Below are 20,779 nucleotides of genomic sequence, written 5' to 3' on the forward strand. Positions count from 1 at the left end.
CATCACGAGACCCGCGACGGTTTGAAGAAGTATGGGCACAGGCGTAGGATCGCTTGTGCTTAGCGCCAGGAGCAGGCGGTTGATTTCGTTCGTCAGGAATTTGGCTGAACATTGCCAAATCCCATGAACCGGCCAGCGTTGAGCCTTGGAAAGCCGCGGGCCGCTGCAAGCGCTCGTATTCGAGTTCCGCCGTGGTCTGACGACCGGCTATTGGCATCGCGAACAACAGGGCGACGGCGAGCGCCGCGCTTCACGAGGCCTGCCCCGCGCGTAGGACGACCGGCACCGGGATCGCGCGGTTAGATATCTCTCTGAAATCTTTGGGGATTTTTGGCGCACCCGAGAGGATTCGAACCTCTGACCTCTGCCTTCGGAGAGCTTGTTCATCAGTATATCCTGACATCTATGACGCCTGTAATGCGTTGAAAACGCAACACATGCTGTTATGATCGTCAACGCCGTCTCAGAAATCTGTGTGGGACGTTGTGTGGGACGGGCGGGCCGTGGCGACGATTATCGATACTCCTTCGAAGCGGGCCAAGCTCGCGCCGCGGAGAAACCCGTACTGGCAAGGGATCTCCGGAGGACGAGGGGGCGTCTCCCTCGGCTATCGTCGCGCGGTCAAAGGTTTCGGAACCTGGGTGGCGAAAGTCGTTTTGGACGGCCGGCGTCTGGAGGAGAGTCTCGCGGTCGCTGACGACGATGGCGCGCCCGCCGAGGCGCTGACCTACCGTGCCGCGGTCGCGGCGGCGCTGGAGTGGAGCCGTCGGCAAACCGAAGCGCTCGAACGCCGTGGCGACGACGGAGCGCCTGAGCCGACGGTCGCCTCGGCGATCGCCGAGTACCTCGGTGCGCGAGAGCGGCAAACCGTGTCTGGAAAGATCGCGCGCGGTCGCATGACAAATCATGTCCTCGCGGACGTCGCGTTTGCAGCCACGAAGCTGAGCCAACTTCGGTCGTCTACGATCGAGGCCTGGCGCGGACGTCTGGCCGTGCGTGATGAGGACGATGAGCCCACGGTGGGACAGATGGCGCCGGCGACGCTTAACCGTCTGTTGACGGACCTGCGGGCCGCCTTGAACGCCGCCGCCGAACGCTATCGACGCGAACTCCCCGCCCATTTGCCGCTCGAGATCAAGGTCGGGACCCGCGCCATCTCGGTCCAAACCGTCGCTCGGAAGCAATTGCTTACGGACGACGAGGTGCGGCGCCTCGTGGACGCCGCGTTCGGCGTCGATGACGATTTCGGGATGCTGGCGATCGTCGCTGCCGCCACTGGCGCGCGGTTCTCGCAGATCGCCGCGCTCCGCGTCCGCGACGTCCAGGCTGCTCGTGGGCGGGTGATGATGCCCGGCTCCCGCAAGGGGAGATCGCGATCGGCCAAGGCGGCCGTCGCCGTGCCGCTGTCCTCAGCCGTCCTGGCTCGCTTGGCGCCCGCGCTTGAGGGCCGCCGCGGCGATGAGCCTCTCCTGACGCGATGGGCCTACAAGCGCGCGGAACGGCTGAAGTGGGAGCGAGATAGGCGCGTGCCCTGGGGAGCGGCTTACGAGATCGAGCGGCCTTGGTCGGCAACGGTCGCCGCGGCAGAGCTGCCCGGAACGATCATGTACGCGTTTCGCCACAGCTCCATTGTGCGCGGACTGGCTGCTGGCCTGCCGGTCCGCCTCGTCGCGGCGCTTCACGACACGAGCTCAGATATGATCGAGGCGCACTATGCGGCCCACATTGTCGACGCCACCGAAGAGATCGCGAGGCGCGTCGCGCTAGTTGCTTAGAGCGCGCGTCTCGTAGCGATGTATGTCGCATGTATGTCGCTCGTGAGAAGACGAGTGTCTACAGATCCGTAATCGAGATTGACATAATCACCCCATTCGTAGCACATAGAGCACATCTAAGCCGCGCCCGTTAATTTTGCTTGGTCTGTCATTCTGCTGGTCTGCTTGAGCGGCTCTCAGCAACCGAAGCGGCCCCGCCGCTCTCTCGGCAGCATGATGAATGGCCCCCTCTATCTCTTCGCCTGTTCTAGCGCCTTTGCGGCCCTCGGATATCCCGTGGCGCGATCGCCCGCTTATGTCCGTCCAGGCCGCTGCGGCGATCATCGGTCTGTCTACAGCCAGCATCTACGGCTTTGCAGCTCAGGGCAGGCTAGAGCTGCGAAAGCTCGGTGGCCGAACGTTGGTCGCGACGCCGTCCCTGATCGCACTCGCGGAGGCCGCGGAGCCGTGGACCGCGTCCACGCGGCACGTCAACGCTGTGGCGGGCCGCGCTTCGCGATCGAAGGCGGCGCGGGCCTGACCGATGTCCGGCGGCAGCGCGACGGCCAAGCTGGCGCGCGACCCGCGATCGCAGCTCGGCCGCGTCGTTCGCGTCATGGCCTACGTCGCCTCAATCGACGGCGGGTCTGGCCCCGAGAACGTGGGGCCGGCAGGACACGCCGAGGTCAAGGCGATCAAGACGCGGTGGCGCGAGCGCACGCGAGCTCGATACCTCGACCAAGGCGCTGACGAAGGGACGCTCGACGCTCTCCTGGACGGGCCGGCCGGCTGGCTGCTCATCGACACGATGCGGCGGGATCTCTGCATGGGGCGGACCGTCCCGACCGATATCGAAGTGGTCCACCACGCGCTCGTCGGCGCCTTCGTGTGGAAGCGCGGGAGCCTGGGCACGGGTGCGACGGCCCTCACGAGCTGGTCGCCAAGCCTCGGCTCGGAAGCCAACGCGCGGGGGCGCCCCGCGGTCCTGAAACAGGTCCGCCGCGAGGTGATCAGGTTTGTAGAGCGCGGGCTTCGTGCCGACGGCGTGGACGTGGTCGAACAGGCGAGCCAATGGGCGCTCGACATCGCGGTCGCGGCGGCAATGGCGGTCTCCACCGTCGACACGATCAGCCGGAAGATTTTGCTCGGCGAGTTGCTCGACACCTACGAGATCCACAAGCGCGCCGCGCTTTCCGACGCACAGCTGCAGCTCGATATCGGCGTCGGGGTGGTCCGTCTCCTGCAGATCCGGGCCAACCTGCTGGCCGGCCGCACGGCGTTCGCGCCAGCGCTATCGGCGGCCGCACGGCGACCTTCGCCGGCGCGCGCCGTGCGTGGCCGCCCGCCGAAAACCAAGCTCGCGCCCAGGATCGCACGCCAGCTGGAGATCGCATGACCGGACCGACTGTGCGCGCCCTGGCAAACGCCAACCCCTAAACGAAAAGCCGCCGCACCCGGACCAAGAGTGCGACGGCCAATTCAGAGCATCGACAATGCAGAGTATAGATCCTGGCCCTGATTTGGGCAATACGTCCGCCCCGCCAACCGGCTTCAACGGTCCGCCTCGGCTTGCGGGCGATACTCTTGTTGCGATCTCAATCGTCGAGGCCGACGATCACTGTGCGCCGCCCGCGAAGACTTTCGGCGTCGTCGCCGGCGAGCCGCGCGTCGTTCAGCACGGACAGCAGCCGTCGCGCGGGACGATCCGCCGACTTGAGCTCACCGGCTTGCCGACCCGGGCCCTGGAGGAGTTGGCGGACGTTCTCCGCAGCATGCCGAGCCGCCAGGCGATCGCCTGCGCGCCGCCGCCTGCGGGGCGCGACGTCTGGCGCTTCACCACGAAGCGGGATCTCGCCACGCTCGGCGCAGAGGCCCCGGCCGACGCTATCGCGCGGACGGCGGACTTCCTGAAGGTCCCAGGCGGGCTGGCGTTGATCGGGCTGGACGTGGACGCGAAGGGCTGGCCTAGCGAGCTCCGCGACAAGGTCCAGACCAACGGCGGTTTGTCGAAGGTGCTCGCGACCGTCGCGCCAGCTTTTCGTGGGGCCGCCTGCTTGCTGCGGGCTTCGTCATCGGCCGGCGTGCGCGTCGGGGATAGCGGACCGCCGACCAGCGCCGAGGCCGGACAGCACCGCTTCCTGATCGCCGCGGATGGCGCGGACGCCGGACGGTTCATCGACGCCCTCTGCGCCCGCCTCGTGCTCGCGGGCTATGGCTTCGCGTTCGTCTCTCAGGCCGGCCACGTCGAGGTCCGGACGCTCGTCGATCGCGCGGCGACCGGCGAGCTCTCCCGGCTGTGGTTCGAAGGCGCCGCGATCCTTGGAGATCGCGAGCTCCAGTTCGCGCCGGGCGTTCGGGATCCGAAGGTCGTCAGCGGCGGCCTGCTCGACACGTACGCTGTGCTCGATCTCGACGGCACCGAGGCCGATCAGTTCGTCGCGATTGAAGCCGGGATCCGGCGCGCCGCGGAGCCCCACGCCCGAGCCGTTCGTGAGCGCTGGCGCGAGAAGCGGATCGCCGAATTGGTCGCCGCCGGAAAATCCCGAGAGCGAGCCGCCAAGCTCGTCGGGGCGCTGTCCGAGACGCACGTCCTGCTCGCCGAGCATGAGCTGACGTTCGACGACGGATCGACGGCCACAGTCCGCGAGATCATGGACCATCCGAAGGCGTTCCACCGCGCCACGATGCCGGACCCGCTGGAGCCCGAGTACGGCCGCGGCGAGAACCTGGCGATCATCTACACCGACTGCACGCCTCCAAGGATCCACAGCCAGGCGCACGGCGGCATTGTCTACACGTTCGATCTGGCGTCCGTGTTTTTCGAAACAGAGGAGGATCGCACGGAGGCGGCGCAGGCTGCACCGGCTGAGCGATTTGAACCGCTGTTTCCGGAAGGGCCGGCAGAGCCCGACGAGCGCTTTACCTTCACGATGTTCGAGGAAGCCGCGGCCACCGCGCTCGCGTCGTCGGCCCGTCCGCTGATCAAGGGCCTGCTCGATCAGGGCGCGATGTCCGTGCTGTACGGGGAGAGCAACAGCGGCAAGACCTTCGTGGCGATGGACATCAGCCACCACGTCGCGGCGGGCGTGACCTGGAATGGCCTGCGGACCACGCGCGCTTCAGTCGTCTACGTCGCCGCCGAGGGCGGCCAAGGCGCTCGCAAACGCGCCGCGGCGCTGAAGGCGAAGTCCAAAGGCGCCGACGTCGACGGTTTTCGTTTTCTGCTGCACTCGGTGAACCTGCTGCGCGCGGACGCCGATCTTGGGCCTTTGATCGCAGGCCTGCGGCGTATCGGGCCAGTGGGCTTGGTCGTGATCGACACATTCTCCCGCGCTATGGCCGGCGGCGACGAGAACGCTTCGACGGACATGGGTGCGATGGTCCGCCATCTTGACGCGATCCGGGCGGCTACCGGCGCGCATCTGATGGTCGTGCACCACACGGGCAAGGACAAAGCCAAGGGCGCCCGAGGTCATACGCTGCTGCGCGCGGCGACCGACACCGAGATCGAGATCGACGACCTCCGGCTGACGGTCACCAAGCAGCGCGACCTGGACAAGTCGTTCGCCGCGGCGTTCTCGCTCGAGGTCGTCACTCTCGGCGTGGACGGTGAAGGCGATCCCATCACGTCCTGCACCGTCAGGTGGACGGCTGCGGCCTCGCCTACTCCAAAGCGGAGCGCGGCGAACGATCAGAACCAGAAGATCGCGGCCGCCGTGCTGGACGTGCTTGGCCTGGACCGGACGGGTGTGCTCGGAGATCTGTGGAACGAGATCGGGAAGAAGCTCGCGGACGCCAGCATATGCAAGGCGACGAGCCGGAACCGGATCACTGATCTGGTTAAAATCACCCTCGCTGGCCATGGCGTTTGTGTCGAGCGGGGTGGGCAGACGGTCATTGTCCGCGTCCGTCAGGACGGGATCGGCCGCACGGCGCCTTGGATCGTTGAAGCCGAGGAACGGACATCCTGTCCGAATAATCCGGCAGCTTCGAGCAGCGAAGAACTTCACGAGCTTCACCGCGGGAGTGTTTTCGGATGAGCGGTGGAGGAGCTTCACTGTCTTCACCGGCTTCACCGCAAAGGGTCCCGGTGAAGGCTTCCAAGCTTGATCCTCTTGGGGTTGAGGGCGGTTTGGCCGAGCTTCACCGGCTTCACCGCGGACATTCGCCGGTGAAGCTCGAAAAACCCTTAGAAAATCAACCTTGGAAGGCTTCACCAGCTTCACCCCCTACGGGGGCCTGCGCCGCCGGTGAAGCGGCGCTCCGGCCCACCGAGGGTAGGCCGCCAGTTTGCCAAGAGAGAAATGAAGGAGAACGGACGATGACAGATTGTCCGGGCAAAGCCCGCGGGAAGACGGGAGTAAGAGACCGCCTCGCGCGCCACGGCCGGCGCGATCGTTACACCTCACGACCGATTGCTTGCTCTCCGGCTGTCCGGGGCGCTCGATCGTGAAGCGCGGCGGCTCCACCCGCGGCGGGCCCGGCTGGCCTCAAAGCCTGCAGTTCCGTCAGATCGCTCGCGAGGCCGCCGCCCGGGGGCGGGCCACGCAGCGCGCCCGACCACGATGTGGTGCGCATGCGAGATCGAGCGGCGAGCCCTGCAACGCGTTTGCGCTGTCGAACGGGCGGTGCCGACACCACGGCGGCTTGACGCCGAGCGGGAAGCGTTACGGCCTCCCCACGGCGCCCGCGCCGAGAGCGAAAGACGCAGGCGAGCGGTTCGAGCGCAAGCTTGCTGACATCGCACGCCGGCGCGCCGGGCGCGCCCGCGAGTTGGCCGCCATGTCGCCCGAGGATCGCGCGGCCGCGGAGCGCCACCGCGCCGACCGCGCTCCTGGCGATCCAGCGAAGCGCGCGGCGGCTCGTCGGCGCCGGCAGAACAACGCCGACGCGCGCGCCTTGCTCACCGAACGGGCGGACCATGCTCAGAGCCAGGAGGCCGCGGAAATCGCGGCCGCGATCTCCGCGCTGCGCGCCGAGCGCGACCAACTGCTCGCGCAGTCCGCCGCCACCGCTGAAGACCACGACTTTAACAACTACACCGACGGGGTGTTCGGATGACACGGAAGATGAGCATTGCTGACGCGCGGCGCGAGGCGCTCGAGCTGGTGCAGCTCCAAGGCCTTCGGATCGCGATCCAAGCCGCTATCGACATTGCGGGAGACAAGGCAGCCCCGGCGCCTGCAAGGGCCACGGCGTCGGGGCAGCTGATGCGAGCCGCAGCGATCGGCGGCTTTAGCCGGCAGAATGACGGGGATCTCCTTGAGAAGGAGCCTCACGAAATGACCGGCGACGAGCTGGCGCGCGCCATCGCTGCGCTGAAGGCCCGACGCTCGGCGGCTTCCGACGAGGATGACGACGACGAGCCTAGCGTTTTCGATTAGGCCCCCGCGGTGGCGGCCTCGTACGTCTCCACCGCCTCGGCGTAGATCCGCCCAATGTCCTGCATCGCTTGGACGGGCAGGATCGCGTGCACTTCCATCGCCGGCCACTCGCCGTCGGACGTCTGCATGGTCATCCGGAACGAATAAGGGCAGGCGGCCTCCTCGGGGTCAGCGGGCGCGCTTACCGGTTCCGCGGCTTCAGGCGCCGGCAGCATATCCAGGGTTCGGCAGGCAATTATGCGGAGGCGGTGCGACGAGCAGGTGTCGCGGAGCATCTCCAGCTCCTCGCGTATGAGCGCCGGCACGTTCTGGACGTCGTAGGGGTCCTCGGGCTGTTGCATTGATCTGCCCTCACGGCAGGCCCCCATAAAATCCTTCATCACATTCCAGTAGTAGCGGGCTTCTTGTTCTCTGGTCGGTGCAGGCAAGGCGTTGGTCATGACACTCTCCATCGGTCGGCGATGAAGGTTCTCCAGACGTTTGGTAGCTGTCAATACTTGATATGTCGGTTATGTCTGTCTACATCCGACAGACAGTGACCTACAATCTACTTTATGTTACTGATTTAAGCGGCAAATATTGTAGGTCGCGCGGTCGATCTAGATAGGATATTTATTTTCGCGGCGGCTTCGGCCTTTCAGGGGCGTTCCTGATCGCCGTCAACTGACGCTGGCCGTCGCCGCCACGACGCGCTGAACCTGCACAGCGGACCATGAGCCGCAGCCGGTGGCGGTCGGGATCCCGCGCGCGGTCAGCTCCCTCGCGACGGCGCCCAAGCTCGTCGCTCCGTTTGCCCTCAGGTCCGCGATGATCGGCGCCAGGTCGGCCGCGCGGCGCTTGGCGGCCTCGGCCTTGGCTTTCGCGGCGGCCAAGCGGTGCTCGTCAGTGGGAGGCCGGCCGCGGTCGCCGCCGAGTATCTGCCCACGCGCCTTTGCGGCCGCCAACGCCTCTTTCGTGCGCCTTGAGATCGCCTCGCGTTCTTCCTGCGCGACAACGGCGAGGATGCCGACGGTCATGCTGTTCGCATCCGGCATGTCCGCGGCGACGAATTTCACGCCGCTGTCCCGGAGCGTGAGCAGGAACGCCGCGTTCCGGCTCAGGCGATCCAGCTTCGCGACGACCAGGGTCGCGCGGTGGAGGCGAGCGGCGGCCAGCGCCTGAGCCAACTGAGGCCGGTCCGCGCGCTTGCCGCTCTCGACCTCGGTAAACTCGCCGACGATCCGCCAGCCTCCGCCGTTCAGGTAGCGGTGGACGGCAGCTCGTTGAGCTTCGAGCCCGAGGCCAGACGCCCCCTGCTTGGCCGTCGAGACGCGGAAATAGGCGATGAAAGCGCCTTCGGCCATGACGTTACAAACCTCTCAACGAGCGTTGACTGATTTGTAACGGCTAGGTCGTCCGAGCGTCAAGCGCCCTATCCCGCGTGCCGCCGCGCAGCCCGGTGGGTCGAGGGCTGGCGGCCCGCACCCGCATCCAGGTCGACCCCCGGGGTATAGTCCGACCGCGTCCGCCGCAGCGGCGGCCGGCGCCGACACAAAAATTCGCCCGCACCGAACTTTTGGACATCCCGTCCGAACCGGGTCCGCAGCGCACGAGCCGGCCGCCTTAGAGCATCACCCGCAACTCCAAGAGCTTCTAGCGAAAAACCCGCAAAGACCGCTCAAAGAGCACCACCCGCATCAGGCAGTCCGGCCGCGGCGGCGCGCCCTATAAGCGTTTGATGTTAAAAGACATTCGCCGGAATAAATCGCCGAAGTGGACGAAAATCGGCGTTTTACCCCGGTTGATCCGTCCACCACGGGGGCTCGATCCTCACCGGATGAGCAGCGACCCCGCCCACGACGACGCACACGCACCGTACGATCCCGACGAGCACCGCCGACGCCGGGACCGCGACGACCGGGTTTCCTTCGTGGCCGGCCGCCTCCGCCAGGCGGCGGGCGAACAGACCTTCCGGACCGCGGGTTGGCCGCTCGGCCTTGCGCTGTCGAGCCTGCACCAGCGGCCGGCCGACGAGGTGGTCAGCGAGACCGAACTCAACGACCTCCGCGCGGCCTGGTGGGAGCTCTACCCCCGCGCGGAGGTGTGGCCGGACGCGCCGGAGACGTGGGGCGCCGACATGCTCGCGCTGCTCGTCGTCATGTTCCGGTGGGCCGGCGCGGGCGAGGCCGCCAAGTCGGTCGAGATCGACCTCCAGGCCAAACGATTTTGGCACCACGCGGAAGCCGCAGCCGCGGACGACTGCCTCGGTGAGATAGCGGCCGCCCGGCGCAGCGCGGCGATCGCCGCCGGCGTCGTGGTGGACCTCGAAGCGCATCGGTTTGCCGGGAAGGGGTTCGATTGAGCAACAAACACGACCACTCGCTCGCGGAGGCGGGCCTTCCCAGCGATGGCCCGGGCCACGAGCACCTTTCATGGGCGGGCGTCGAGGCATGGCTTCTCTTGGCGGGCGTGGGGGCCGAGCGCTGCCTCGCGGACGCCGCGCTCGGGATCCGCTGCGCGCTCCAGCTTCATGCGACCGGCGTTCACCCGACACCTGAAGAAGCCGACTTCGCCGCTGCCGCGTTCGCGAAAGCGCGGCCGATGCTGGTCGCCGTCGCGCCGGACGTCGCAGCCGCGCCGGCGGCGTTCGCGGTCAAGCTCGACCGCCTCCGCGGGACCCTGCGTATGTTCGGCCGCCCCGAGGCACTTCGCACTGCGGAGCAAATCGACCTGCTACCAGACGTGCTCGACGAGGCGGCGCAGGTCGCCGACGTTCTCGATGCCTTCCACCGCGCCGCACGGCTCGAGCGCCGAGGCGACCGGCTGCGAGCGCTCAGCAACGCCGCGGCGTTCGCCACCGCCGACGACGAGGGCTGAGGCATGGCAATCCGGCAGTACGACCCGACGATCGGCCAGCATATCCGCAGCGTGGCCGGCCTCTTCGCGCCTCCGAGCCCGACCGAACAGGCGGCCTACGCTATGGCGAAGGCGAAAAAGGAGGAAGCCGAGCGCCTAGCCGAGCTCCACGCCGCTGGTAGGACGCCGTCCGAGCGTGCCGCGCTGACGGGCGTTCAAGGCTACGGGCAGACGCCGCAGGGCTTCACCTACAACGTGGACACCGATGCCGCGACCGCGCGCCGCGGCCAAGATCTGACTGCGGGCAGTTCACGCTATGCGACGGACGTCGGCGCCCGCACGTCGATCACGAACAACCGACTGGACAATCAGCGTGCCACGGTAACGAACCTCTACGGTCCGCTCGACGCCGGCCAGGTGGCGCCGGCCGTACCCGACCGCTTTCTGGAAGCGCTCGGCTTCGGTGGCGGCGGGATCGCGGAGCGCTTGGGCGCGCTGAAGCCCATGTCCGAAACGGAAGCCAAGGCGCAGATCCTGCGCGCGCTCTCGCTTCAGCAGCAGGCGGACGCGGTTCTCGGCGCGGAGACCCCTGTCCAGGCGATGGGCCCAGACGGGCGTGCGACTTTCATGTCGCCCGGCGCGGCGGTGCGCACCGGCGCCCAGCCGGCGGCGGACATGACGAAAATCGGCGAACAGGCCAAGGGGCTTCGCGGCGAGATCGCGCAGCTGCCTTCGTACAAAAACTACGCGCAGGCGGCCCCGATCTACCGATCGATGGTGGACACAGCAGGGACGAACTCGAAGGCCTCGGACCTCAATCTGGTGTATGGCCTGGGCAAGATCATGGACCCGACGTCCGTCGTGCGCGAAGGCGAGATGGTGCTGGTCCAGAACACTGCGTCGCTGCCGGATTGGGTCGTCGGCGCCGCGAACCGCCTGAACGGCGGCGCGGCCCTTCAGCCTGAGACGCGAGCCGCCTTGCTCGCGGAGGCGCATTCACGCATGCGGTCGTACGAAGACGTCCTGGGAGCCGATCTCGACCGTTATGGCGGGATCGCCGACCGTGCCGGCGTCCGACGCGACGACGTGCTGCCGCCTTTCGAGCGGTCGAACGCCTACCGAGGCGGCGGCAGGCAAGCCGCGCCGACGTTTCCCGGCGCGCCCGCGCAGGGCGGCCAGGAACCGCGGCCGCCGGCCGCTCCGTCACCTCCGGCGCCGCCGGCCATTCCCTCTGACGCCGTCCGCGTGAGGACGCCCGAAGAGGCGTTCGCGCTACCGCCCGGCACGAAGTTCGTCACGCCCGACGGGCGTCTGAAGGTCCGCCCGTGATGGCCGCCGACGCATGGGATCGCTTCCCCGACGCTTCCCCGTCTGCGGATCCGTTCGACGCGTTCCCCGACGCGGGCGCTTCTCCGCGGCCGTCCAGCCTGCCCGGCGACGTCGCGAAGTCCGCGGCGGCCGGCGTCGCGGACGGCGTCCTGTCGTTCGGCGGATCGATCGGCGACGTGAACACGCTTGCGGGCCGCGGCCTGGCATGGGGCCTTGAGAAGCTCGCGGGCGCCGACCCGTCGCCGCAGCAGCGCGAAGCGATCGACGCCGTTCGCGGCGGGCCGTTGGCGCTCCTACACCCGAAGACGACGGCAGACCTTAAGAGGCCCGTTGAGGCTGTCACCGGCCCCTTCCACAAACCCGAGACGACGGCCGGCGAGTACGCCCGGACGATCGGCGAATTTGCGCCCTCGGCAGCGCTTGGCTCAGGGCGGCTTGGCGCGCGCATCGTCGGTGACGTGCTGATCCCCGCCGTCGCTTCTGAGACCGCCGGCCAAGTTACGGAAGGCACCGCCGCCGAGCCGTTCGCCCGCGCCGCCGGCGCGCTCGGCGGGAACCTCGCCGTCGCCGGCGCCCGCGCGGTGGCCGGCGCGCCGACCTCCGTCGCGGCCCGCGCCGCCCGCGCCGTTGATCCAGGCCAGTTCGACGAGGCTCAGCGCCTCGCGGAGACCGCGCGCCGCGTCGGCGTGCCGCTCAGCGGGCCCGAGGCGATTGGCGAGGCGACCCGCGGCGGGTCGAAGCTCGCGGACGTGCAGCGAACGGTGGAGGGCTCGCTGGCGGGCGGCACGACGACGTCGCGCTTCTTCTCGCAGCGGCCGCAGCAGGTCGACGCGGCGACGCGCCAGGTGCTCGACGCCATCGCGCCGGCGCCGGCCGCGCCGTCCACCCTCGGGCCCCGCGCCGCGCAGGCGGCCGAGGTCGCGCTCGACGACGTCCGCCGCGGCATCAACACGGCGACGCGGCCGGCCTACGCCGCGGCCGAGGCGCACGCGCTCGACCCGGCGGACTTCGAACCGATCGCCCGCGACCCGGCGTTCGCGGCGTCGCTCAGGCGGCTGCGCGCCGACGAGGTGCTCGGGCCGCAGTTCGAAGGCCAGCCCGACAACTCGATCGCCGTCATCGACGCGGTCACGAAGGACATGCGCGACCGCGGTGTCGCGCTGGCGAACTCCGCGAACCCTGGTTTCTCAGGCCTCAAGTCCGCCGCGTACAGCAGCGGCGCCACCGAGGCGCGGGACATCGCGCGCGCCCCGGCGCGCGGCGGCGTGCAGGCCTACGACGATGCCCTCACGATGCAGTCGCAGGCGCGCCGTCAAAACCTCGAGCCGCTAGAGCAGGGGCCGCTCGGCCGCATCGCGACCGCGGCCGACACGCCGGCGGCTTACGGCGAGATCCTGCCGACCAAGCCGCTGGCCGGCGGGGTGGACGAGATCACCGACGCCGTGCGCCGTCTTCGCGGCCAGGACGCCGAGCTCCCGCCATCGCTGGTTCGCCAGAGCCTCGCTGACGGGTTCGATCAGGCCAGCCGCCGCATCGCGACCGGCGACAATCAGAGCGTGGGCGGGCGCTTCGCCAACGCCGTGGCCGGGACGCCCGAGCAGCGCGCGACGTTGGACGCCGTGCTGGAGGCGCTCGGTTTGCCAGAGGCCCGGCAGCAGACGAACGATCTGCTGGACGTCCTCCGCGCCACCAGCCAGCGCCGCCCGATGGGTAGCCCGACAGACGCGAACCGGCAGATCAACGAACGGCTCGATCAGGTCGCGATGCCCGTCGCGATCGCGGCGTCGCCTGCAAGTGCGGGATCGTCGGTGTTCTCGGAGATCCGGGACCGTGTGCGTCAGGCCGCGCAGGACCGGGCGCACAGCGAGCTCGCGGAGCTGTTTACGGCGCCGGATAGCGTCCAGCTCATCCGCGAACTTGCGGCCCGGCGCGACGCCAGCCCGCTCGCGGCGATGTTCGCCCGGCAGGCGCTTCAAACGCAGGCTGGTCGAGAGTAGGCCTACTATTACACAAGCCCAAGCAGCAACCGACCAGCGTCAATTACGGCGAGCCTAACCCGGCGCTGTGGCCGGAGGCGGGTCCCACGACTTCGCCCACCGCCTGACCTATCGAATCTGCGTGACCTAGGCCACGGCCGGCATGGAGGGCATCAGCGCGCTTGTTCAAAGATCTTCAGCGCGACCGACTGCAGACCGAGGACGTCAGGCGCGCGCCGGCCGGTACGATCCCGCGCTTCTACGGGGCCGGCAAACGCAGCCGTTCTTTTTTGATCCGTTAAGTATCGTATTTTTCAGATTGACGCGTTTCGATGGTGATGAAACAAAAGCCCATGCCTAAGGTCATTCCAGATTACGAACTCAAGACGCAGCTCGATCGCTTCATACGTGAGAACGGAGGGCTTTCCTGTGCCTCACGGCTGCTCGGGATCGGAAAATCGACGCTCGATCGCGCTTGTAAGAGGGGTTGTGTGACCGGAGAAACGGCGGTCCGCATTCGCGGCGCTCTGAAGGAGCATCCCTTGGAAAAGCGAAACAAAAAGGAACATTCTGGCGAAATAACGGAACGAGACCTTGTCTCGTTTGAGAAGGTGTTGCACGCTCTTATGGCAACAGCCTCGACACTTCGCGGCGGTCGGCTCGCAGAGCCACAGGCTGACAAGAGAAATCGGGCATGAGTCGAGGCGACCTCGTCCTGTCGTTGGCCGAAGCCGGCGCGTCCGGCGACCGCTCCATGGTCAAGCGGACCGTCAGGGCGCTGGCGGAAGAGGCCAAGGCGAAGCAGCAGCACACCTTCGCCAAACGGCTGGCCAACGTGATCGAAGCCGTCGGGGGCGCAGCCAGCTTGACCTTGTCGTCGCCGCGGCTGCCCGACAGCGTCGCCGGACTGCTGCATGAGATCGTCCCGCGACGCCGCTTCGACGATCTGATCCTGTCGAAGGAGACCCGCGAAGACCTCGAGGAACTGCGTCAGGAGCACGAGAACGTCGAGCTGCTCTACGCGAACTCGCTTTCGCCCAGACATTCCGTGCTGCTGGTCGGCCCGCCCGGGAACGGCAAGACCTCGCTCGCCGAGGCGCTGGCGACCGAGCTCGGCCTGACCTTCTACGTCGTGCGCTACGAGGCGATCGTCGACAGCTTCCTAGGCGAGACGGCGTCCAAGCTGTCGGCGGTGATGGAGTACGTCGCCTCGACGCCGTGCGTGATCTTCTTCGACGAATTCGACGCCATCGGGAAGGAACGCGGCGACATCCACGAGACCGGCGAGATCAAGCGCGTCGTCAGCTCGCTGCTGATGCAGTTCGACAGCCTTCCGCCCCATGTGCTGCTGGTCTGCGCGACCAACCATCCCGAGCTGCTCGACCGCGCGGTGTGGCGACGTTTCGAGCTGCGCCTCGACATGCCCAATCCGACGCAGACGCAGCTTGCAACCTGGCTCAAAAGGGCGTTCCGCGACGCGCCCGCCGACTGCGCCAAGGAATTCCAAGGATTGGCCAAAAACTTCCGGGGAAAGAGTTTTTCCGAGATTGAACAGTTCGCGCTCGACGTGCAACGGAGGATTGTGCTGTCGGGCAAGAATGCGAGTTGGTCCGACGCGATTCGCCTCACTCTGAAGCGGTGGCAGAAGCGCTTCGAGCCATCGCAGGGTCATCGCAATGCCGACCGAAAGGCCAATCCTCAAGCTGCGTCGCTCGCAGGAAGCGAGGAGGATTCCGGGAACGGCTGATCGCCGCCCCCGGCCTCGCGCCACGCCCGCCGCGCAGGCCGCTAGGTTCGGAGACGCGTTCCAAGGCCTCAGGCGCACCCTCGACGAGATCGAGGATGGCGTCGACATCGCCGCCGAACCGGACCGCGTCACTCCCGATCGGGTGCTGGTGCTGGAACTCGCCTACGGCGTCCAGAACTTCGCCAAGGAAGCCGCCCGCCTCGGGTTCACATGGCTTCTCGAGGAGGGCCTCGACGATGAGGAGCTGCCGGACGGCGAAGACTTTCCAGATGACGAAGACCTGCCGGATCCCGCCGCAGTCATTGACCGGCGCCTCTATGCACTGATGCCGTCGCGCCAGGCGCTGCGATCGCTGCTGGATCTGTGGGAGACCTTCACCGCAGGACAGCCCGCGCCTTACGGCTTCGGCAAGTGGTGGCAGATCTTCGCCACTCTCGACACGGTGAGGCCCTGGGGGGCGCAGGACCGGATCGACCAGTGGACCCGGACGGTCCTGAGCGCCCAGATCGAGCAGCGCCCCGACAGCGCAGTCCGCATCGAGTTCGATCTGTGGTTTCGCGACGACGGCATCGTGCGGCGCGCCCGTCTCAACGCCTTCGAGGAGAAGGTCGAAGCCGTCGGCGGCCGGGTGCTCGATCGCGTCCTGATTTCGCCGATCCAGTATCACGCGGCCCTTGTCGAGCTGCCTGTCAGGCGCGCCCTCGAGCTGATCGCGCTCGCCGGGCCTCTGGCGAGCGCCGACGAGGTCATGGCGGTCAGGCCGCAGAGTTTCTCGCCGCATCCGCCAAACGAGCGCGATCCACTCGAGGCGGTGGATCGACGCCCGCCGGCGGAGGCCGACGCGCGGCCCGCGATCGCGGCGCTGCTCGACGGTTTCCCGGTCGAAAACCATGACCTCCTGCGCAACCGGATCGACGTCTATCCAGTCGACGTGACGCCGTCCGAGGCCCCGCCGGCCCGTCGCATGCACGGCACGCAGATGGCATCGCTGATCCTTCACGGCGATCTCGACGGCGGCGCGCCGCCGCTTGACCGGACCCTTCTGGTCGTGCCGGTCCTGGCCTCTCCCGCGAACGGCTCCCCCGAGCACACCCCGACCGACAAGCTGGCGGTCGGGATGGTCGAGCGGGCCGTGCGCGCGTTGAAGGAGGGGCTCGGCGACGACGATCCTGTCGGACCGGACGTGGTCATCATCAACCATTCGATCGGCGACATGCACTCGCCGTTCGAGAAGCGTGCGAGCCACTGGAGCAGGCTGCTCGACCACCTGTCGCACACATATCGCGTGCTCTTCGTGATCAGCGCGGGAAACGTCCAGGACGGCGTCGCCATCGACGGCTTTTCCTCGCTCGACGAGTTCCGGCGCGCCAGTCCCGGAGCCCGCACCGAAGCGATCCTGACGGCTCTGGAGCGCGCCCGCGCCACCCGTCCGATGCTTAGCCCGGCGCAGTCCTGCAACGGCCTGACCATCGGCGCCGTCCATAGCGACTTCGCCGGTCCCGCCGCGTTTACGGGCGCTGCGATCGATCCGTTCGGATCGTTGCGCATGACCAATCTGGGATCCCGGCTCGGCGCCGGCGTCAGCGGGTCCATTAAGCCGGACCTCGTGATGCCGGGGGGCCGGCAGGCGGCTCGCGCGCGGGTCACGCCGACCGCCTTCGAGATCTATTCCCAGGAGATCGAGGGCGCAGGCCAGCGAACGGCCATCCCCGACTTCCGTGGCGGCCGGCGCGACCGGACGCAGCGATCGAGCGGCACCAGCAATGCCGCCGCGCTTGCGACGCGCGACGCCATTCGCCTGGCCGACGCGCTCGACGAGATCGCGGCCATTCCAGGCGAATCCGGATGGCGCACCCGGCCGACGCGGGCGGTGATCCTGAAGTGCCTTCTTGCGCACGGCTGCTCGTGGGGCGACATCGGCCATCACCTCGACGGCCTTTATCCGCCGGCCGCGGCGACGTCGAAATACCGTCGCCGCGCGGCGATCGCCCAGTTCCTCGGCTATGGCGAACCCGACGTCGACCGCGTCATCAACGGCGCGAGCCACCGCGTCACGATGCTCGCCGACGACGTGCTGCGGAACGGGCGCCGACACGAGTATCAGGTCCCGCTCCCGGACGCGCTGTCGTCACTCGCGCAGCTCAGGCGGATCACGGTGACGCTCGCCTGGAGCTCGCCCGTGCGGGTCAGCGCGGCCTCGCCCCGATCCATCCGGCTCGCGGTCACCGACCATCAGGGGCGGTCCCATTTCTGGGAGGGCGTCGACCGGACGAACGTCGTTCAGCCCGATCACCGCCATTGCGGCAAGGGCACGCTGTTCCATTCGGTGCTGGACGGAAGCCGGGCCATTCCGTTTGGACGGCGGTCGAGCTTCGTCATCGGCGTCCAGGCCCGCGCGGAGACAAGCGCCTTCAACCGCGTCGACGCGCCATACGCGCTTGCGGTCAGCTTCGAGACCGCCGACACGATCAGGGCCGACATCTATCAGCAGATCCGACAGGAACTCGAACTGCGCACGCGAGCCATCGTTCGAGCCAGGACCAGGCGACCATGAGTTTCAACGAGGACGACAGCCTCGGAGCCCAGTCTCCGCAGGCGATCATCGAGTATCTGCGCCTGATCGGCGACGATCGCCGGGCGGACGCGCTGACGCCCCAGGGCGGCGCTCCCCAGGCGTTCGGGTTCGGCGCCGACAAGCCTTACATGGGCACCAGCGCGATCCTGGGCTTCGTCGAGCACGCCCAAGGCGATCTTCTGCCGATCGTGCCGCTCGCCTCGATCACCGCAGACGAAACCTTGAGGGGCGCCACCATCAAGGTCACTCTCGACCGCTTCTTCGTCGAGGAGTTTCCAGGTCACGGCGAGCACAGGATCCTGTGCGAGTTCTCGGGCAAGAACCAGGTCCCCGGCGAAGTGGAGGCGCTGACTTTCACCGCCACCTGCAGGGCCAGGGACGGGCAGAGCGCGGGCGTCAACGGCCTGCCGATCTTCCTCGGTCTGAACGTCGGGGACAATGGCGTGAGCTTCGAGGGGCGAACGGTGAACGTGTCGAGCTCACGCGACAACCACATCCTCGAGGTTCTTGACACCGACACGTTCAAGCAGGGCCTGTCGCTGCTCACTCACGCGCAGCCCGCCATCAAGCCGTTTACGAAGCTCGCCGAAGGCATCGTCCGCATGGCCGCCAAGCGCAGTTGGAACCGGCAGGTCCACACGTTCTCGCTGGGCCTGGATTTTGACGGAAGCCCGACCTCGGCCAGGCTGAGGTGCGGATCGTTCGTGGTCGCCCAGGCGGCCAGGACCGGCGGCTGGGACTGGGCCAACTATGCCTGGGACACCCATGCTGGCGAGATCGTTCCGGTCCGCGACGCCCCGCCGATCGGCATGAACTACATGGTCTTCGGCGTCTCGCGATACACGATCGGCGATCCGCGCTGACCGAACACCGCCTCACCGCACTGGCGCCGCTGGCTTGGGCCAGTGAACCGCTGCGTCGCGCCGTTCTCGAGCTTCAGCGAGTACGACACGCTGCCGGGTGGGAAGAAGGAGGTCGTTTGGTTCGGGTGAGACGAGAGCCGGCCGCTCGCCGTGTTCACGGGCATCTGGACGACCTGGACCAGCGTGCGGAAGAAGGCCGAAGGCGAGGTGACCGTCGACGCCTACGGCTTCCTCACGACCGAGCCGAACGCCGTCGTCGCGCCGATCCATCCGAAGGCTATGCCGGTGATCCTCACGACGGCGGAGGAAATTGACGTCTGGCTGCGCGCGGCTCACGCCAGGACGGTGCGCTGGACGAGGTCTCGCCGGCGACGGAGACTTACCAGATGGAGCTGCTGCGGAACGACGACGCCTAGTGCTCTGGGACCCAGGTCAGCGCAAGGTGAAGAGGGCCGCCGGTCGGCGGACCGGCCGCAAGTACATATACACCAAGTAGCTGCACAATTTCGAGAGCTTCAGGGGACGATCTAGATTACGCCCTCCAATTCGACCAACGATCCCTTGGCACTTGAAAGATTTTTAGCCCCGCGCGTGAGCGTGCATTCTCCGCAGAAAATCGCCGTCAGCCCAGAAAAAACTCATTCATCAAGAAATGGCTGGCGCGCTGTTTAATTGCGCGTCATTTTCGGGGCGCAGCTGACATATCGCCCAATGAGGGCGACGTTCGGGGGAACGCAGATGACTGCCTTAGAGATTTTGCTCAATCAACCTATTGAATGGCGTAGTTGGGGTCAGGATGGCGCACTCGCGGCTGTTCTATTGGATCTTCAGGGAAACATCCTGAAGGGGCACGGACGCGATCACACTGCTAATATCTTTCTGCGTTTTGACGCCACCGACCCTCAAAAGGCGCGTAAATTCCTGCAAACACTGTCATTCTCTGTAACGTCGGCGCTCGATCAGTTGCGCGCGGCTGAGGCGTTTGGGGAGACTGGGTTGAGCGGCGGCCGAGTGGTCTGCGTCATGCTCGCGCGCGGGGCCTATGACAAGCTCGGCATTCCGGTCGAAGACATTCCAGACGACGTTGCGTTCCGCGCTGGTATGCGTCAGCGCGGCCAGTTGCCAAAGCTGACATTCAAGAACATCCCAGTCGAGTTCGATGGCATCAACGATCCACCGACGGCGGATTGGGAGACGGGCGGGGTCTGGGACCGCGAGGAACCGGACGCACTCGTCATCGTCGGCGACGACGATGCGGCCAGCGTCCTCGCGAGCGTTGCCGCCTTGGAGGCGCTGGCGGGCCCGGCCGGCGTTGAGATCCTCGGCGTCGACATCGGTAAGGCGCAGCGCCGGATGCAGCCAGGAGGCGGTCGGAAGGGCGAGGGGCTTGAACATTTCGGCTATGTGGACGGCCGCAGTCAGCCCCTCTTCCTTAAGGAGGACATTGACGGGGAGGAAAAGGCGAACTGGAGCCCGGTCTTTAAGCCATCTCAGTTCATAGTGAAGGACCCAGCTCAGCCGAATGAGTTCTCATGCGGTAGTTACTTTGTCTATCGGAAGCTTGAGCAGAACGTCCTGAAGTTCAAACTCCAAGAAGAAGAGCTAGCCGCCGCGCTAGGGCTGACCGGCGACAACGAGGAGCGGGCAGGTGCGCTGGTCGTCGGCCGGTTCGAGAACGGCACGCCCGTCATCGTGAGCGGCAGTGAAATCGCCGCGGCGCCTCCGAACGACTTCAACTATTCCGGCGTCGACGAGGACAATCCAGACAAGACCCACTGTCCGTTTAAGTCCCATATTCGTAAGACCAATCCTCGGGGTCAGGATGAGGGCGAGCGCTCACGCATAATGGCCCGCCGCGGGATCACTTATGGCGAGCGCGCCTACCGACCGGAGGGGGCTGACTTCCGGGAGACTGACCGGCCCACGGGTGGAGTTGGACTGCTCTTCATGGCCTACATGTCCGACATCAGTGAGCAATTCGAGTTTACGCAGGCAGCGTGGGCGGGGAACGTCAATTTCGAGAACGACGAGACTGGCATCGACGGTGTCATCGGACAGCGCGACAACCGACCCGGAACTCGCGATGTAAAATGGAAGGATGCCTATGCTGGTCTTGAGGCGGATTTCGACTTCAAGACAAGCGTCAGGCTAATGGGCGGTGAGTATTTCTTTGCGCCGTCGATCAGTTTTCTGCAAAACCTCGCCGCCGCGGCCCACGCCATGGCGTAGGCTGGTCGAACGATTTCACCGACGTGGAGTTCAGCACAGCACCGCCTCGACCGAGGGTCGCGTGACCCTCGGTCACCAACATTGCGC

15 protein-coding genes and 1 pseudogene are annotated in these 20,779 nt (G+C 67.0%); 14 read left to right on the top strand and 2 right to left on the bottom strand.

What is annotated here, in order from left to right; translation table 11 throughout:
- Nucleotides 1–503 precede the first annotated feature (503 nt).
- The 5 genes from K244_RS0117605 to K244_RS0117635 all read left to right on the top strand — a co-directional run bounded on the left by K244_RS0117605 (nt 504) and on the right by K244_RS0117635 (nt 7,138).
- Entirely contained in the window at nt 504–1,775 is a 1,272-nt protein-coding gene (locus K244_RS0117605) for a tyrosine-type recombinase/integrase (protein ID WP_036307034.1), read from the top strand.
- Between the two features lie 523 nt (nt 1,776–2,298).
- Complete coding sequence (locus tag K244_RS0117615; RefSeq protein WP_020187613.1) at nt 2,299–3,150, top strand: hypothetical protein; 852 nt, start codon at nt 2,299–2,301, stop codon at nt 3,148–3,150.
- A gap of 124 nt (nt 3,151–3,274) precedes the next feature.
- Nucleotides 3,275–5,794 (top strand): AAA family ATPase, encoded by a 2,520-nt coding sequence (locus tag K244_RS23980; RefSeq protein ID WP_197027184.1) that lies wholly within the window; start codon nt 3,275–3,277, stop codon nt 5,792–5,794.
- Between the two features lie 409 nt (nt 5,795–6,203).
- Nucleotides 6,204–6,815 (top strand): hypothetical protein, encoded by a 612-nt coding sequence (locus tag K244_RS0117630; RefSeq protein ID WP_155931794.1) that lies wholly within the window; start codon nt 6,204–6,206, stop codon nt 6,813–6,815.
- 8 nt (nt 6,816–6,823) lie between these two features.
- Nucleotides 6,824–7,138 (top strand): hypothetical protein, encoded by a 315-nt coding sequence (locus K244_RS0117635; protein ID WP_020187616.1) that lies wholly within the window; start codon nt 6,824–6,826, stop codon nt 7,136–7,138.
- Here K244_RS0117635 and K244_RS0117640 read toward each other — a convergent pair.
- Together K244_RS0117640 and K244_RS0117645 are read right to left on the bottom strand one after the other, a co-directional pair.
- Complete coding sequence (locus K244_RS0117640; RefSeq protein WP_155931796.1) at nt 7,135–7,578, bottom strand: hypothetical protein; 444 nt, start codon at nt 7,576–7,578, stop codon at nt 7,135–7,137. The genes K244_RS0117635 and K244_RS0117640 overlap by 4 nt on opposite strands.
- Before the next feature lie 219 nt (nt 7,579–7,797).
- Complete coding sequence (locus K244_RS0117645; protein ID WP_020187618.1) at nt 7,798–8,481, bottom strand: recombinase family protein; 684 nt, start codon at nt 8,479–8,481, stop codon at nt 7,798–7,800.
- A 473-nt stretch (nt 8,482–8,954) separates the two neighbouring features.
- Between K244_RS0117645 and K244_RS0117650 the strand changes: the two genes are divergently transcribed.
- The 9 genes and pseudogenes from K244_RS0117650 to K244_RS0117685 all read left to right on the top strand — a co-directional run bounded on the left by K244_RS0117650 (nt 8,955) and on the right by K244_RS0117685 (nt 20,692).
- Nucleotides 8,955–9,479 carry a hypothetical protein gene (locus tag K244_RS0117650; RefSeq protein WP_020187619.1) on the top strand — a complete coding sequence of 175 codons (525 nt, stop codon included), beginning with the start codon at nt 8,955–8,957 and terminating at the stop codon, nt 9,477–9,479.
- Nucleotides 9,480–9,577: 98 nt separating this feature from the next.
- Complete coding sequence (locus K244_RS0117655) at nt 9,578–9,994, top strand: hypothetical protein (protein WP_155931798.1); 417 nt, start codon at nt 9,578–9,580, stop codon at nt 9,992–9,994.
- Between the two features lie 3 nt (nt 9,995–9,997).
- Nucleotides 9,998–11,302 (top strand): hypothetical protein, encoded by a 1,305-nt coding sequence (locus tag K244_RS0117660; protein ID WP_020187621.1) that lies wholly within the window; start codon nt 9,998–10,000, stop codon nt 11,300–11,302.
- Nucleotides 11,302–13,299 (top strand): hypothetical protein, encoded by a 1,998-nt coding sequence (locus K244_RS0117665; protein WP_020678390.1) that lies wholly within the window; start codon nt 11,302–11,304, stop codon nt 13,297–13,299. Before K244_RS0117660 ends, K244_RS0117665 begins: the two co-directional genes overlap by 1 nt.
- Nucleotides 13,300–13,972: 673 nt before the next feature.
- Nucleotides 13,973–15,025 carry an AAA family ATPase gene (locus K244_RS0117670; RefSeq protein WP_020187622.1) on the top strand — a complete coding sequence of 351 codons (1,053 nt, stop codon included), beginning with the start codon at nt 13,973–13,975 and terminating at the stop codon, nt 15,023–15,025.
- A complete protein-coding gene (locus K244_RS0117675; RefSeq protein ID WP_081761500.1) occupies nt 14,955–17,579 on the top strand; it encodes a S8 family peptidase in 2,625 nt (874 codons plus the stop codon). The genes K244_RS0117670 and K244_RS0117675 overlap by 71 nt, the downstream gene beginning before the upstream one ends.
- On the top strand, nt 17,576–18,463 hold the full coding sequence (locus tag K244_RS0117680) for a hypothetical protein (RefSeq protein WP_020187624.1): 888 nt from the start codon (nt 17,576–17,578) through the stop codon (nt 18,461–18,463). The genes K244_RS0117675 and K244_RS0117680 overlap by 4 nt, the downstream gene beginning before the upstream one ends.
- A gap of 3 nt (nt 18,464–18,466) precedes the next feature.
- Nucleotides 18,467–18,793: pseudogene (locus tag K244_RS24250) on the top strand (SOS response-associated peptidase family protein); the annotation flags it as partial.
- Nucleotides 18,794–19,201: 408 nt separating this feature from the next.
- Nucleotides 19,202–20,692, top strand: a complete 1,491-nt coding sequence (locus K244_RS0117685) for a hypothetical protein (RefSeq protein ID WP_036307040.1) — start codon at nt 19,202–19,204, stop codon at nt 20,690–20,692.
- The last annotated feature ends 87 nt before the right edge of the window (nt 20,693–20,779 follow it).

Source organism: Methylopila sp. 73B (assembly GCF_000526315.1).
Classification (GTDB): domain Bacteria; phylum Pseudomonadota; class Alphaproteobacteria; order Rhizobiales; family Methylopilaceae; genus Methylopila.